This is a genomic window from Paenibacillus chartarius (assembly GCF_042432825.1).
Classification (GTDB): domain Bacteria; phylum Bacillota; class Bacilli; order Paenibacillales; family NBRC-103111; genus Gordoniibacillus; species Gordoniibacillus chartarius.
Map to the genome: position 1 here is coordinate 215,690 of NZ_JBHLWN010000031.1, position 15,699 is coordinate 231,388.

General features: G+C 56.0%; 10 protein-coding genes. 5 read left to right on the forward strand and 5 right to left on the reverse strand.

Annotated features, from left to right (window positions below):
- Positions 1 to 3: 3 nt before the first annotated feature.
- The 3 genes from murC to ACFFK0_RS09045 all read right to left on the reverse strand — a co-directional run bounded on the left by murC (position 4) and on the right by ACFFK0_RS09045 (position 5,566).
- Positions 4 to 1,422 (reverse strand): UDP-N-acetylmuramate--L-alanine ligase, encoded by a 1,419-nt coding sequence (gene murC / locus ACFFK0_RS09035; protein ID WP_377469799.1) that lies wholly within the window; start codon positions 1,420 to 1,422, stop codon positions 4 to 6.
- A 7-nt stretch (positions 1,423 to 1,429) separates the two neighbouring features.
- Positions 1,430 to 2,806 (reverse strand): bifunctional folylpolyglutamate synthase/dihydrofolate synthase, encoded by a 1,377-nt coding sequence (locus tag ACFFK0_RS09040; protein WP_377469800.1) that lies wholly within the window; start codon positions 2,804 to 2,806, stop codon positions 1,430 to 1,432.
- A 75-nt stretch (positions 2,807 to 2,881) separates the two neighbouring features.
- Positions 2,882 to 5,566: a valine--tRNA ligase gene (locus ACFFK0_RS09045; RefSeq protein WP_377469802.1), complete on the reverse strand. Its 2,685-nt coding sequence runs from the start codon at positions 5,564 to 5,566 to the stop codon at positions 2,882 to 2,884.
- A 647-nt stretch (positions 5,567 to 6,213) separates the two neighbouring features.
- Between ACFFK0_RS09045 and ACFFK0_RS09050 the strand changes: the two genes are divergently transcribed.
- On the forward strand, positions 6,214 to 6,378 hold the full coding sequence (locus tag ACFFK0_RS09050; protein ID WP_377469803.1) for a YszA family small membrane protein: 165 nt from the start codon (positions 6,214 to 6,216) through the stop codon (positions 6,376 to 6,378).
- A 201-nt stretch (positions 6,379 to 6,579) separates the two neighbouring features.
- Here ACFFK0_RS09050 and ACFFK0_RS09055 read toward each other — a convergent pair whose 3' ends face one another.
- Together ACFFK0_RS09055 and ACFFK0_RS09060 are read right to left on the reverse strand one after the other, a co-directional pair.
- Positions 6,580 to 7,677, reverse strand: coding sequence for a LysM peptidoglycan-binding domain-containing protein (locus ACFFK0_RS09055; protein WP_377469805.1), 1,098 nt, complete (start codon positions 7,675 to 7,677; stop codon positions 6,580 to 6,582).
- Between the two features lie 112 nt (positions 7,678 to 7,789).
- Complete coding sequence (locus ACFFK0_RS09060; RefSeq protein ID WP_377469806.1) at positions 7,790 to 8,671, reverse strand: RluA family pseudouridine synthase; 882 nt, start codon at positions 8,669 to 8,671, stop codon at positions 7,790 to 7,792.
- 266 nt (positions 8,672 to 8,937) lie between these two features.
- On the opposite strand from ACFFK0_RS09060, the gene ACFFK0_RS09065 reads away from it, so the two are divergent.
- The 4 genes from ACFFK0_RS09065 (at position 8,938) to ACFFK0_RS09080 (ending at position 15,699) form a co-directional block, all read left to right on the forward strand.
- Entirely contained in the window at positions 8,938 to 10,743 is a 1,806-nt protein-coding gene (locus ACFFK0_RS09065; protein WP_377469808.1) for a phosphodiester glycosidase family protein, read from the forward strand.
- A 511-nt stretch (positions 10,744 to 11,254) separates the two neighbouring features.
- Positions 11,255 to 12,943, forward strand: coding sequence for a methyl-accepting chemotaxis protein (locus tag ACFFK0_RS09070; protein ID WP_377469809.1), 1,689 nt, complete (start codon positions 11,255 to 11,257; stop codon positions 12,941 to 12,943).
- A 25-nt stretch (positions 12,944 to 12,968) separates the two neighbouring features.
- The gene (locus ACFFK0_RS09075) at positions 12,969 to 14,207 is read left to right on the forward strand and encodes an extracellular solute-binding protein (protein ID WP_377469811.1); all 1,239 of its coding nucleotides are present in this window, start codon (positions 12,969 to 12,971) and stop codon (positions 14,205 to 14,207) included.
- 169 nt (positions 14,208 to 14,376) lie between these two features.
- Positions 14,377 to 15,699, forward strand: a complete 1,323-nt coding sequence (locus ACFFK0_RS09080) for a diguanylate cyclase (protein WP_377469812.1) — start codon at positions 14,377 to 14,379, stop codon at positions 15,697 to 15,699.

Below are 15,699 nucleotides of genomic sequence, written 5' to 3' on the forward strand. Positions count from 1 at the left end.
CGATCAGGAAGATTTCGCACGAAGCTCCTTCGCCAGCCCGTCGGCCGCTTTCCAAATATCGCCCGCCCCCATCGTCAGCACGAGATCTCCGCTCTTCACGTAGCCGGACAAGAAGCTTTGCACTTCGTCGCGGGTCGGAATATAGCGGACGCGATCGTTGCTGTTCGACCGGATCAGCTCGACCAGCTTCGCCGAATTGATCCCTTCGATCTGACGCTCGCCGGCCGGAGAGTAAATGTCCGTAATAATAACTTCGTCAGCCTCCGGGAACGCTCTGCTGAACTGCTCCAGCAAATAATACGTGCGCGTGTAGCGCTGCGGCTGGAACACCGCGATGATCCGCTTGCCGGTCGCCTTCGCCGCCGCGATCGTCGCTTGAATTTCCGTAGGGTGATGCGCGTAATCGTCGATGACGAGAATACCGTTCACTTCGCCGAGCACCTGGAACCGCCGCTTCGCGCCGCGGAAATCGGTAATCGCTTCCGCAACTTGCTCGAACGTAAGCCCGGCCTCGAGGCACGTAATCAGTGTTGCCAGCGCATTATAGACGTTATGCTTGCCCGGCACCGACAGCTGAATGTCGCCGAGCACCTCGCCTTCACCGGCGGCATTCCCTGCTGTCCCGCCGCCGCTGCGCCGCGTTACCGTGAACGCTACTTTCCGGTCGCCCAGCCGAATGTTGGAGGCGACGTAATCCGCATCCGCCGACTCGATGCCGTACGTAATGACCTCGCTTCGAATCGCCGGAATCATTTCCCGGATATACAGGTCGTCCTTGCAGACGATCGCCTTGCCGCCCTCGCGAACCTGGCTCAAAAACTGTGCGTAAGCCTTCTTCAAGTTCTCGAAGTCGCCGTTATAATTTTCCAAATGGTCGGCTTCGATATTGTTCACCAGCGCAAGCTCCGGGTGATACTGCAGGAACGTGCCGTCGCTTTCGTCCGCTTCCGCGACGACATACTCGCCCTTGCCGGCCTTCGCATTGCTGCCGACGTTCATAATTTCGCCGCCGATAATAAAGGTCGGGTCCATCCCGCAATTTTCCATTACCAGCGCAATCATCGACGACGTCGTCGTCTTGCCGTGCGCGCCCGCAACCGCAACGCCCTTGCGCTCGTTCATCAGCCTGGCGAGCATTTGCGAGCGATGAATAATCGGAATGCCCTGCTCTTCCGCAGCGCGCATCTCGACGTTATCCTTGGCTAGCGCCGTCGAGTAGACGACGAGATCCGCCCCCTGCACGTTGCCGGCTTCATGGCCGAAAAATACGCGCGCTCCCTTCGCCTGAAGCTTATCCGTCAGCTCATGCTGAGCGAGGTCGGAGCCGGACACTTGATAGCCCATCTCCAACATCACTTTGGCGATGGCGCTCATGCCGTAACCGCCGATCCCGATAAAATGAACGTGCTCCGATGGGTTCACGCGTAGGTCACCATCCTTTTTCCGATGCGGTTTGATGTAAAAGCCATGAACGTACGTCGGAGATGAGATACAGCGTGCCGGACACTACCGCCAAATCGTCCTGGCCCGTCGCCTCCTTGAGTAAGGTGAGCGCGCGCATCCAATCGGGCTCGACGATGACGCTCACGTGACGGTCCATGTCGTGCAGCAGCTCCCGGGCCAGCTCCGCCAACTTGGCAGCGTCCCCTTTTTTGTGAAAATCCGGTTCGGTCAAAATAAGTGTATCCACCAATGGTAGTATATGCCTGAGATAGCCCGAATGATTCTTCGTCGCCAGCATCCCCATCATAAAATACAGCTTATTATACTTGTAAGTCGAAGCGAGCGCGGCGGCCAGCATCTCGGCCCCTTCCGGGTTATGGGCTCCGTCGAGCAAAATGCGCGGCTGCTCCGACACAAGCTCCAGCCTTCCCGGCCAGCGGGTCTCCTTCAGCGCCGCATACAGATCCTCGTCCTCGACGATAAGCGCATAATACTGACGCAGCACCTCGACCGTCATCAGGGCGACGGCTGCGTTCTTCAGCTGATGAGCCCCATTAAGAGAAATATGCACGTCCTTCACTGCCCGGAACGGCCCTTCCCAGTCCATTGCCTGATCGTCAAGCTCGATCCGCTTCGGTTCGATTCGGTATTGCTTACCCAGCTTATACACCGTCGCTTTTTTGGCCGCAGCCACGTCCGTGATGACCTCCAGGCACTCCGGCTGCTCAACCGCAGTGACGACCGGCACCCCCGCCTTGATGATACCCGCCTTAGCCGCCGCAATCTTCTGCAGCGAGTCGCCAAGCACGTCCATATGGTCGTGACCGATGTTCGTAATGACCGACACGACCGGCGTAACGATGTTCGTCGAGTCCAGCTCTCCACCAAGTCCCGTCTCCCACACGACGTAATCGGGGAACGTAACCCGCGCGAAATACATCAAAGCAAGCGTCGTGCTGACTTCAAACATCGTCGGCGAGCCGAACTCCCCTGCGGCAATCTCGTCGACGTACGGCTTCAGCTCATTGACAAGCGTCAGCAGCGTTTCCTCCGGAATCGGCTCGTGGTTGTATTGAATCCGGTCGGCATAGCTGGTCAAATACGGCGACGTAAACGTTCCGACATCGTATCCGCAGCGGCGCAGCACCGAAGCGAGAAAGGCGCACGTCGAGCCTTTGCCGTTCGTCCCCGCAACATGAATGAACTTCAGCCGGCGCTCCGGATGGTCCAGCTTCTCCATGAGCAGCTCCATTCGCTTCAGACCCGGCTTGATCCCGAAGGAAACGAGTCCCGTAATCCAATCGATCGCCTCGCGAGGCGTTGCAAACGTTGATTCGTTATATGAAGTAGCCGTAGGGCTCACACCCTTATCTTAGTAAAATGGTACCGGGCACCTTCCATACGGAAGGAACCCGGTTCGATATCGCTTTTTTTGAAACTAGCCTTTCAACTCGGCAATACGGGCAATTACTTTGTCACGCTTATCGGCGTAATCGGCCAGCTTGGCTTTCTCCTCAGCAATGACCTTCTGCGGCGCCTTGGAGACGAAGCCTTCGTTGCTCAGCTTCTTCTCGATGCGCTCGACTTCGCCGTGCAGCGTCTGCAGCTCCTTCTCAAGACGGGCCACTTCCTGCGAAATGTCGATCAGCCCGGCCAGCGGCAGGAACAGCTCGGCGCCGCTAACGACGGCCGTCATCGCCTTCTCCGGCGACGTCAGCGCCGTGTCGATCTCCAGACGCGACGTTCCGGCGAACCGCTGCACGTACTCGGCGTTGCGCTTCAGGATGCTCTGCGTATCGTCGCCGGACGGCTTGATCAGCAGCTCGACCTTGCGGCTCATCGGCACGTTCACCTCGGCACGGATGTTGCGCACCGCACGGATGACGTCCATCAGCTGCTCCATCTCGCGCACCGCTCCCGGCGCCTCCAGCTTCGCGTCGACGGACGGCCACGCCGCCAGCACGATCGTATCGCCTTCGTGCGGCAGATGCTGCCAAATTTCCTCGGACAGAAACGGCATGAACGGATGAATCAGCTTCATCGTCTTGTCAAGCACATGCGCAAGCACGGCCTGTGTCCGCTTCTTCTGCGCCGGCTCGCCGCCGTACAGGCTCAGCTTCGCAAACTCGATGTACCAGTCGCACAGATCGTCCCAAATGAAATTATAGAGGATCCGCCCGGTTTCACCGAATTCATAGCTGTCGATCAGCCGCGTAACGTCGGCGATCGTTTCGTTCAGGCGGTGCAGAATCCAGCGGTCCGCCGTACCGAGCTCGTCATGAGAGGCCATCCGCTCCAATCCGTCCGCAGCCAGCTCGAAGCCTTCCAGATTCATCAGCACAAAGCGCGACGCGTTCCAAATTTTGTTCGCGAAATTGCGCGCCTGCTCGACCTTCTCCCAATGGAAGCGCAGGTCTTGCCCCGGCGTCGAGCCTGTCGACAGCATGAAGCGCATCGCGTCCGCGCCGTACTTCTCGATAACGTCGAACGGATCGACGCCGTTACCGAGCGATTTGGACATTTTGCGGCCTTCCGAGTCGCGCACGAGACCGTGAATGAGCACGTCCTTGAACGGCATCCGGTCGGTAAATTCGAGCCCCGCAAAAATCATCCGCGCCACCCAGAAGCCGATAATGTCGTAGCCGGTTACGAGTACGCTCGTCGGATAATAACGCTTCATGTCCGCAGACCCGGCATCCGGCCAGCCCAGCGTCGAGAACGGCCACAGCTGCGACGAGAACCACGTATCGAGCACGTCGTTGTCTTGATTCAGCTTGCTGCCCGAGCAGTGCGGGCATACCGTAACGTCGTCGCGCGAAACGATCGTTTCGCCGCAATCCCCGCAATACCATGCCGGGATGCGGTGACCCCACCAGAGCTGGCGGGAAATGCACCAGTCGCGGGAGCTTTCGACCCACTGCAAATAAATTTTCTCAAACCGCTCCGGAACGAAGCGGGTACCTTTGTCGGACCGCTGCACAGCTGCCGCGCGTTCGGAAGGGCCCGCCATGCTCACGAACCACTGCGTGGACAAGTACGGCTCCACGACGGCGCCGCTGCGCTCGCTGTGGCCGACTTGATGCGTATGCTCTTCAATCTTGAGCAGGACGCCCTGCTCCTTCAGATCGGCAACGAGCTTCTTGCGGCACTCGAACCGGTCCAGCCCCCGGTACGGGCCTGCGTTCGCGTTCATCGTGCCCGTCTCGTCCATAACGAGAATTTGCGGCAGATCGTGGCGCTTGCCGACCTCGAAGTCGTTCGGGTCGTGAGCCGGCGTTATTTTCACGGCGCCGGAGCCGAACTCCTTCTCGACGTACTCGTCGCCGATAACCGGAATTTCGCGGCCGATGACAGGCAGCACGAGCATTTTGCCGATCAGATGCTTGTAGCGCTCGTCTTCCGGATGCACCGCAACCGCCGTATCGCCGAGCATCGTCTCGGGACGCGTCGTCGCCACGACGATCGAGCCGCTGCCGTCCTTCAGCTTATACTCCAGGTGGTACAGAGCGCCCTGCACTTCTTTATATTCCACTTCAATGTCGGACAGGGCGGTGCGGGCCGCCGGGTCCCAGTTAATAATCCGTTTGCCGCGGTAGATCAGGCCCTTCTCATATAAGGAAACGAACACTTCGCGCACGGCTTTGGACAAGCCCTCGTCCATCGTGAACCGTTCGCGGGAATAGTCGAGCGACAGCCCCATCTTCGCCCACTGCTCATGGATCGTGCCGGCGTAATGCTCTTTCCATTCCCATACCTTCTCCAGAAACTTCTCGCGTCCGAGATCGTGGCGGGATACGCCTTCCTCGCGCAGCTTCGCTTCCACCCGGGCCTGCGTGGCGATGCCGGCGTGGTCCGTACCCGGCAGCCAGAGCGCATCGTAGCCCTGCATCCGCTTCGCGCGGATAATGATATCCTGCAGCGTATTATCGAGCGCATGCCCGATATGCAGCATCCCGGTTACGTTCGGCGGCGGAATGACAATCGTGTACGGCTCCGCGTCCGGACGCTTGCCGGCTTCGAATACGCCGTGCTCCAGCCACCAATCGTACCATTTTTTCTCTGCGGTCTTCGGATCGTACTGCGTCGGCATGCCTGCCTCCGGTGTCTTCGTCTGTTCCGTCATTGTGATTTGCACCCTCTCTTCATCCGTAAAAATATGAGAAAAACTTCAAGCGAAGTTATTTCGACGATGAGCAACCGCTATACCCGCCCCTCAAAGTAACGAAATGCTTCGCAGCGTAATCCGATTACTTTGCGGGGACATCAGCAAGCTCATATCACCCTGTGAAACTTATACTTTCTGGAATAAAAAAAACTCTATCGCCTGTAAAGGACGAAAGAGTTCGCTTCCGTGGTACCACCTTTATTCCGCCGCATCATCCGCGAGCTCCAGACCTCGCGTGCTGCCGACGGCACTTCGCACCGGGTAACGGCGGTGATCCGGCCCCGTCTACAAGCCTGAAGGCTTTCGGCGGCGGCGACTCCGGGGCGACTTCGGCGGCTTCTACCTGTGAAACCTTGCAGCGTTGACGTCGGCTCGGCTTGCGCCTCGCTGACGAACGGTTTCACTCTCTGCAGGAGAAACGGCAGCCTACTCCTCCCGTTCCAAGTCGTTGAACGTATACAATATATCTTATGATATCCAGATTTATTCGGAGAGTCAACATTTGCCGTTTGCGGGACTGTCGGAAATGCGCTATATGTTCCAGCATAACCAGCCTGACAAGCTTCATACATATAAAACAGACAATTCGAAGGCGGTGATGACGGGTGCAACAATGGTGGTGGCGCATTCGGCCGGCGGTCCGGTCGGTACTGTTCCCGCTGATCTGTATTCAGTTTGCACGTACGCTGTTTTTTCCGAATCCGTTTGACGTGTTTGTGTTGTTTGCCCTATTCCTGCTCTATCTCGGCATGCTGTTCGGCGTCGTATAGGCCCCCATCGATTGGGACAGCTAGCTGGCTGCCCCCGATACGGCAACATATGGCGCAGCCCGTACGCTGGCGAAACAGCCGAAGCGCCATGCGGCTGATTTCGAAGCGTACATTGACAACCAACGCAAAGCATAAGCGCGCAAATAACCGGGCCTTGACTGCTGCTCAGCAGACAAGGCCCGGTTCGCTTTCATTATAAGGCTAGCGCGGTATGTAAATCACTTGGCCTTCGGAAACGTTACTGTCCTGCAGCCGGTTGAGCAGGAGCAGCTCGCGCGGATTGATCTGATACCGCTGGGCGATCGTTTCCAGCGTTTCTTCCTTCTGGACTATCGCCATCTTGAGCTTCCGGAACTCCTGTCCGTCGGCCGCGGGGCTCAGGAACAGCTTCTTCCACTCGACGCCTTCCGAGCGGGGAGGCTCCGCGGCGGCCTGCGCCGTTTCGGCTTCCGCTGCAGCGCGGCGCCGTTCCTGAAAGATGGAGGTACTCTTCTGCAGCAGCGACTTGATGCCGACTGCCGCCTCTTGCGCCATCTCGGCCACTTTCTTGCTGCCGAATGCGACCTTTACATCTTTCTTCTCCGCATGGATTTCCACTTCCGGCTGCAGCTCGGCCTCTTCGACCGCCGGCACTTCGGGAGCGAACACCTCTACCGCTTCCGCGAATTCGTTCGCATTCGCTTCGTTCGCATTGGCTTCCACGCTTTGCTGCTCCGGCGTTTCGTCCGACGGCTGCGCGGCTGCCGGCGCGTCCTGCTCGACGTCTTGAGCCTGAGGCTCCACTTCGGCGATAAATACCTGCGAAGCAGGAAGGTGGCGATCGTCCGGCTCCTCTTCGATAATCGTCGGCTGCGGCTCTTCAGCAGCGCGCTCCTCAGGCCGGTGTACGAATACGAACTCTTCTTCCGCCCGCCATTCCGGCTCCTGCGCCGCTGACGCGATTTCCACGCCATGCAGCGAAAGCACTCCCGTTACGTTCAAGCTGCGCGGCGACAACAGGTCGATATCAAAATTTTCGATTTCGACGAACAAATCCTGCGCATTGCCGACCCGGCTCAGCGGCAGCGTAATTTCTACGGGAATTTGATGCTCCAGCGCTCTCCTGCCCTCATCCCCTTCGGACAAATACGAGCCGCTAAGCTGCAAATATCCTTTCAGCACCGCCAAATCGCTTTGCGAGACGACCTGGATATGCGGAACGAGCTCAACCTCGTCCAGCTCCTGAATTCCGCGCGCCTGATCGTCCAGATGTACCCTCTCATAAATATCGAATCTCAAGCCCGATTGTTGTTCAGACACTTTGCCTAGTCCTCCTTCCATCCCTGCTCCCGCCTCATGCAGCGGCGGAAGCCGACCTCTTGTCTTTATCAAATATATGGATGGGGGTTGGAGGCCATGACTATTATTTTGCTTAAGAGCGGCGCAGCTTGTCAGCCAAATCGAGCATATCGTCCGGCCAAGGCGCCTCCGTCCGGATCGGTTCGGAGGTGAACGGGTGCTCGAATTCCAGCGCTTCGCCGTGCAGCGCTTGTCTCGCAATTAGCGCCGCCGGCCCGCCATACAAGGTATCGCCGAGCAGCGGATGTCCGATTGAGCTGAGGTGGACGCGGATTTGGTGCGTTCGTCCGGTCTCCAGCCGAAGTCTTACAAGGCTCGCAGCCGCATATCGTTCAATGAGCTCGCAATGCGTGACCGCCGGGTCGCCGCCCGGCGACACCCGGCGGCGGCTCGGATGATGCCGGTCGCGGCCGATCGGGGCATCGATCCGTAAATAAGGCTCTTCAACTAGTCCTTTGACGAATGCCACATAGGTGCGTCCGATCCGCTTGGCGCGCATCGCCTCGTCCAATACAAGCTGCGCGAGCTCGTTCTTCGCGTATAGCACCGGTCCCGTCGTATCCGCGTCCAAACGGTGAATATGGCGTACGGATACGTCTTGTCCCGTCGCTTCGTAGTGCCACGCGACGGCATTCGCGAGCGTATTTGCCTGAGCCGCTTCCGTTGGGTGAACCGCCATTCCGGCCGGTTTGGCCGCGACAAGACAGAAATCATCTTCGAACAGCACGTCGAAGGGCTGCCACTCCGGCTCAAACCCCGGCGGCTGCTTGGGAAATAGACGCAGTCTCAGCTTTCCGCCGCTCGCCTCGACGCCGCCCTGCTTTTCGATTTTCGCCCACAATTTCGGAGGAATTCCCAGCACTTGTGAAACCTTGGCTGCATGAAATTCGTCGGTAGAAGATGGAAGCGCCAGTTCCAGCCATTCACCCTTGCGGCGGTAAGCGTTCGGCTTCATCGACGGCTCCGGCGCCGCGCCGCCGCGGCGATTACGACCAGTACAGCTATGAAAATGAAAACTACAGCGTATAAATCGAGCGGCAAATCCCACACAAAGTATCGTTTCATTCCGGCGCTCCTTTAATGAACTAGCTTTTCGTGCCATTTTGTTACTAGTTTAGCATGATTGCAACGATTTTTAACAATTTCCATAGGTTTATGCTGTCGATTTATGATAGAATGAAAGCTAGTGTTTGGAAAAAGAAACATAGGAGTGGAACGACCGTGAATACCGCATTCCAATGGATTTCAGCCACTACGAACCACGTTCGCGGCTGGAGCTGGATCAAAAGGTTGTTGACGTTTATCGCCTTATTGGCGTTTCTAGCATCTACTTTTTTATTCTACACCCCGCTCGGTACGCAGATCCGCATCTTTTTGGCCGAAACGGTCATTACGACGCAGCACCGCGAATGGGCATGGATTTTCGTCGGCGCCGAGAAACGCGACGAAATGGTGCGCAAGCTGCAGGGCCAGAGCGACGAGCACGCCAAGGAAAAGCAGGACCTCTCCGCGGTTAAATTCGACAAAGACCGGCCGATCGATGAGCTGGTGAAGGTCAAGGACGTTTCCGGCGAGTTCTGGAAAGGGAAAATGATGTACGTATACGACCCTCGCTCCATTCGCGTCGTCGTTCCGGACAAAGTCGGAGAGGGCGAACGCATCACTTCGATGGTAAACCGCACGGGCGCAGTGGCCGGGGTCAACGGCGGCGGCTTCGTCGACCCGGAAGGGCTGGGCAACGGCTTCGCTCCGATCGGTCCTATTATTTCCGGAGGCGAATTGCTTTATATCGATCAGGACGGAAACGTTCCTCAGCACATTGTAGGTTTTACGAAAGAAGGCACGCTGGTTATCGGCAAGTATACGTATCCCGAGCTTCAGAAGATGGGGATTAGCGAGGCGGTCATGTTCTATCCGCGCGTTATCGCCAACGGCAAGCCGCTCATCACCTCGGGCGACGGGGGCTGGGGACGCGGCCCGCGTACCGCCGTCGGACAGAGGGCGGACGGAACGGTCATCTTCGTTGTTGTCGACGGCCGCCAGGCGCACAGCGTCGGGGCGACGCTGCGCGAGATCCAAGATCTGCTGCTCGCCGAAGGCGCCATCAATGCGGGCTTCCTTGACGGCGGGGCCTCGTCCGAGCTGGTATATAACGGCGAATTGGTTTCGAAGCCTTCGTCCCGCTACGGCGAGCGCCGCCTCCCGTCGGCATTCCTCGTCTTCGATCATCCGGAGACCGTGAAGAACAAGCGCATCTGGGACGGCTTGGATAAGATCGATGCCGGCGGCTCTTATGATCACCCGGATTACCAGGCCGAGCTGAAGGCGAATCAGCAGAAGAAGACGACGACAACGCCGTCCTCCACGAAGAAAGAAACGGAAGAACCGACCGGGACCGGCAGCGGTAAAGGTACTGGAACTGGCAGCGGAACGGGCTCCGGATCCACAAGTGGAGCTGGTACCGGAACCGGCACTAACGGCACAAACAATAGTACGAACGCCGGCGGAAAGAGCAGTACTACGACGAAGAGCGGCGATTCAACGACGCAGAGCACCGATAAAGACAGCACGAAGAGCACTACAGGCACTCAAAAAGAAGGAACGACGGGTACCGGCACGTCCGGTACCGGGACTTCCGCCGGTACGGATTCAGGCGGCGATTCGGCAACGCCGGATAAGACCGCGCCTGGCTCGAAGACGGGAACCGGTGCTGGAACAAGCACCGGAGCTTCCTCCGGCAGCGGCACGACGAGCGATAAGACGGGTACGGGCACACCGGCCGCAGGCAGCGGAGCCGCCGTACCGAATACCGATAAAGCAGGAACAAGTACAGGAACCGGCGCCGGAGCCTCAGGCGGAGCGGGTACGAGTACCGGCACAGGTACCGGTGTAAATACCGGCTCCGTTTCGGGGAACGGGACAAGCACCGGGGGAAAGACGACGACAACATCGCCGCAGGCCGAAAGCGGTTCGAATCCTACACCTTCAGCAACCGGCGAACCGGCGGGAACAACAACCAAGCCCTAGCATACATACAACTCCAGGCCGCGGCATCTGCCGCGGTCTTTGTCGTTCTGCTTTACCTCGACAAGCTGCCTCTCTCGGGACATGTTGGCAAGAGTTACGATATGATTTTCGTTCCGTTCTAAGAGGATTTACTGCAAGAGAAGCGCTGCATCGCACGAACTTCGGCAAACAACTCACCCGGCATATGCAACAACAGGCAGGGTTGGTCAGCATGCTCCTACTCGATGTGCAAACGTTTGTTTTCAAAGCGAAGCAGGACACTTTTTCAAAGGTCAACAGCCTTTACCCACTGTTCCCGAAACGATGTCCTCCGCCCCCCTCCCCACCGCATAAGTCTTATCACTTCGCGACTTGCCAATCCTTCCCCTTCTTGTATGCACCATTTACAATATTGGCATTGTTCGTATAAAATTACATCTGAAAATGACGCATTTTTGTGCAAACATTTGCACAAAACGGGTCGATCGACACAAGTCAAAGATAATCGAATCAATACCGGGGAGGCATCAAATTGAGATTTTCACTTCGCACCAGATTGTTGGTAAGCTTCTTCTCCATTATCTCGTTGTTCCTGATTACCGTAGTGATTACGACCATCATGAATCAGCGCATTACCGATTTAACGAACGATATTTTCGAATCCCAGCGACGAATGGAAGTCGTACAGCGGCTGAACTTGTTCGCCCGTACGGCCAATGATAACGGGGCGCACTATTTGCTCGCACCTAACCATCTGATGGCCAACTATAAAGGACGCTTCGAAGAAACCAACAAGTTCTTGAACAACGAGCTGGCGGTTCTTAAAGAAATGACCAAAGATCCCGAGAGCCTCACGCAGTTGGAGCAATTCAGTACGTTATGGTCACAGAATATAGCCTATAAGACAAAGATTATGGATCGGAAAGCCGCCGGCGAAATCATTTCCGCGCAAGAGCAATACGCGCAGGACTCTTTCGATCCTATCGCCTTCGCGCTGCTTTCCTTTATGAAAGCTGAACAGGCAACTATCGAATTGTACAAAACCGACATCCGCGCCATGAATCTGCAGGTAGCGATCGTCAACTACACCTTGGTCGGCGTCGCCATGTTGCTATCACTCGGTATCGCTTTCCTGCTCTCGAAATACCTGATCACCCGCACCCGCAAATTAATCCAATCCGCCGGGGCTATTGCCCAGGGCAATCTTCAGGGGGAAGAGTTGAAGTTCAAAGGCAAAGATGAGTTTGCGGATTTGGCTTCCGCATTTCATGCCATGACGCAATCGCTGCGTTCGATTATCGGCAGTGCCGATTCCGTATCGCTGCAAATGGCCGCTTCCTCCGCCCAGCTGCAGGCCAGCGCCGAACAAACGAGCAAGGCAGCGGAGCATATCGCTTCCATCATGCAGGAAATTACCGCTGGAACGCAGCAGCAGGCTGAGCAAGTCGGCCAGAACCTGCAAACCATTACATACCTGTCGGAGAGAGCACGTCAGATTGCGAGCAATGGGCAAGCCGCCCTGCTCACCGTTACCCATACTTCCAATACCGCTATGCAGGGCAGGAACGATCTGACGAATGCCATTAGCCAAATTCGCATTATTGAAATTAGCACAGATAAACTTTCCGGTGTCATCGAAGGTTTGAAGCATCAGGCGACGCAAATCGGCACTGCAACCCAGCTTATTATGAACATAGCCAGACAGACCGACCTGCTCGCACTCAACGCGGCTATCGAAGCGGCAAGGGCCGGCGAGCAAGGCCGCGGTTTCTCGGTCGTCGCTCAAGAGGTCCGTAAATTAGCCGAGCAGTCGCGCGTATCTGCCGACCAGATCCAAAGTCTTATCGCCGGTATCCAGCAGGAAGCCGGTATCGCTGCCGCCGAGATGGCACAAGGAACGCTCGAGGTGCAAAAAGGCATTCAGCTCATCGAGGTTGCCGGCGAGTCTTTTGAAGGCATATTGGAGCTGATTCGTCAGGTGGAGTCGGATGTTCAAGGCGTTACCTCTTTGACATCTAACATATTGGCCGATACCGAATCCGTTGTGAGCGGCATCACCGTCATTGCGGCGATTGCGGCCGAGAATGCTTCCGGCACGCAAAGCGCAGCGGCTTCCACGGAAGAACAATTCGCCTCCATGGAGGAAATCTCATCTTCATCCGGTGCGCTAGCCGGTCTGGCTGATGAACTGAAAACACTCATAGGCAAATTCCGCTTATAATTTCCTCGGTTAAGGGTGATACTACGTGTTCAAACATTCATTATTCATCTTCTCGATCATAGCTTTATTCACGACAAGCGCCTGTTCCCGAACGGAAACCGCACAGCCGGTGACGCTCACCTTCGTAAGCACCTACGACGGGAAGGAGTCAGACCTGTTCAAAAGCCGCGTCAAGGATTTCGAGCAGGAGCATCCAAACATCAAGGTGAATGTCGTCGATGTCGCCTTCGGCTCCGCTTCCAACTATGTGAAGACGGCAATGCTCGGCGATCAGACGCTCGACGGGTTCCGTTCCGATAACTCTTGGGTTCCCGAGTTCGTCGAGCTAGGGCTGTTACAGCCTATAGATTCTATGATCTCCTCCGATGATGCCGCCGATTTCAACCCTGCCGCATTAGAATCTGTCAAAATCAAAGGCAGGCTGTATGGCCTTCCTACGGTGGTGGAAGCGCCGGCCCTGCTGTACAATAAACGAATATTGAAAGAGAGCGGATTCGAAGCTCCGCCAAAAACTATGGATGAACTTATGGCCGTCGCCAAAAAAGTAACGGGCAAAGGCCGATACGGCATCTACGTGTCGGACGACTCCTACTTCGCCCTTCCTTACATTTGGGCCTTCGGAGGCGACACGATCACCGACGACCGCAAGGTGCATCTCGTATCGGCCGAATCGGTCAACGGACTAGCGTACATGCTGCAGCTTCGCCTGAACGGCGTCACGCAGCCGTATCCTGATTTCACGGACAGCTATGCGAAGATGATGAACGACTTCAAGTCAGGCAAGTCGGCCATGATCGTAAACGGGCCGTGGGCCGTCAGCGACTTGCTGTCCGGCAGCGAGTTTCAGGATCCCGGGAATCTCGGCATCGCTGCGGTGCCGGCTGGACCTGGCGGACAAGGTTCTCCAGCGGGCGGCCATAGTCTTGTTGTATCTAAATACAGCAAGCACCCTAAAGAGACCTATCGGCTCATTCAATTCTTGACGAATGCCCAATCTCAAGCCAGACAAGTGAAAGAAGCCAGAACACTGCCGAGCCGGCTGAGCGTATATCAGAATTCCAGCCTTGCTTCCGATCCTATCGTTCAGGGCTTTAAGGAAGTGCTTAACTCGGCGAGGCCCCGTCCCCGCATTCCGGAAGGCTCCCTGATGTTCGGCGATTTCACGGCCAATGTCGGACAAATGCTGCAGAAGAAGATCACGCCTTCGGAAGCGGCGGACAACATAGAAGCCGCATGGAGGATTTTGCTTAAGCTCGACCGCTGATCTGAAGAAGAGACTGCCTAATCGGGCAGCCTCTTCTTTTTTCACCAAAACCGATTTGTATTCAAAAGTGAAGGAGTTTCAGGAAGCGTTTGGCGAAGATGATAGAGAGGTATAACCGATTACCCAAATAAATGTTTTCAATGCAACGATTCGGAGGGAGATTGCATTCGTGTTCACGCTCCGCGGAAAACTAGTTTCCAGCTTTCTCATCATCATTGTTTTATTTGTAATCACAACGGTTATTTCCACCATTCTGTCTCAGCGCATGATTCGGCTGGGCAACGATATATTGCTTTCCGAAAAACGTCTGGAGGTTGTCCAAAGGCTGAATCTGTTTGCCCGAACCGCCAATGACAACATCGCTCATTATTTGCTTGCGCCAATTTATACGGAATCCGACTTCAAAGCGCAATTCGATGCGACCGTGCAGTTTGTCGATTTGGAGATGTTCCGTTTGTCCGAGATTACGCCGGATCCCGTGAACGCCAAGCAAATCGAGCGGTTCAAATCCAAATGGTCCAATTATGTCAATGATATACGCGATATCGTGAAGGTCAAAGAGAGCGGCCTTGTCGATAAAGCGCAGGAGCGGTTTACGATGGACAGCTTTGATCCGATCGCTTTCTCGCTGCACGATTTCTATAAAGGCGAGCAAGCCCGAATCGACCAATACAAGAATGAAATTACAAGCTACGGGAACACGATCTGGTCGATTAACTTGATCATGACTTCATCGGCCATTTTGTTTTCCATTATCATTGCCATCATCCTGTCGAATTACTTGATTCGGCGGATTCAGTTGATCAAGAAATCGGCTCAAAAAGTAGCCGCCGGAGACTTTCATGTCGCGGACATACGCTTCTCCGGGAAGGACGAGCTGGCGGATTTGGCGAAAGCGTTCAACACGATGACGGAAGCGCTCCGTTCTCTCATCGGTTCGAATCGGTCTCTGAAGCTGCTTTCGGCGCATGACGGGTTAACCGGGATCGCCAATCGCCGCTGCTATGACGAAACGATGGAACGGGAATGGTCCCGGCTGGCGCTTGCCTCCAGGCCGATCTCCTTGATTCTGTTCGATATCGATTATTTCAAGAAATTCAACGATACATACGGCCATCAAGCCGGCGACAATTGCCTGAAGCAGGTGGCGGACATCCTGAAGAGTCAAGTCGAAGAGCCTGACTGGCTGGCCGCCCGCTACGGCGGAGAGGAATTCATTGTTTTGCTGCCCGACCGGGATATTGAGACGGCGGTTCGATTGGCGGAACGGTTCCGAAACGCACTGGCGACGCAGCATATTCCTCACAAAGAGTCCGAAGTTAGCGATATCGTCACGGTTAGCATAGGGATATCCACTGCAACCGCTTCCGTCGACGGCCGCCCAGGCACCTTGTTATCTCAAGCGGATCGAGCACTTTACCAGGCGAAGCGAGAAGGCCGAAATCGAATCCGCACTTATGACAGCAGCTTGGAGCCTATATGTGAAAATTGA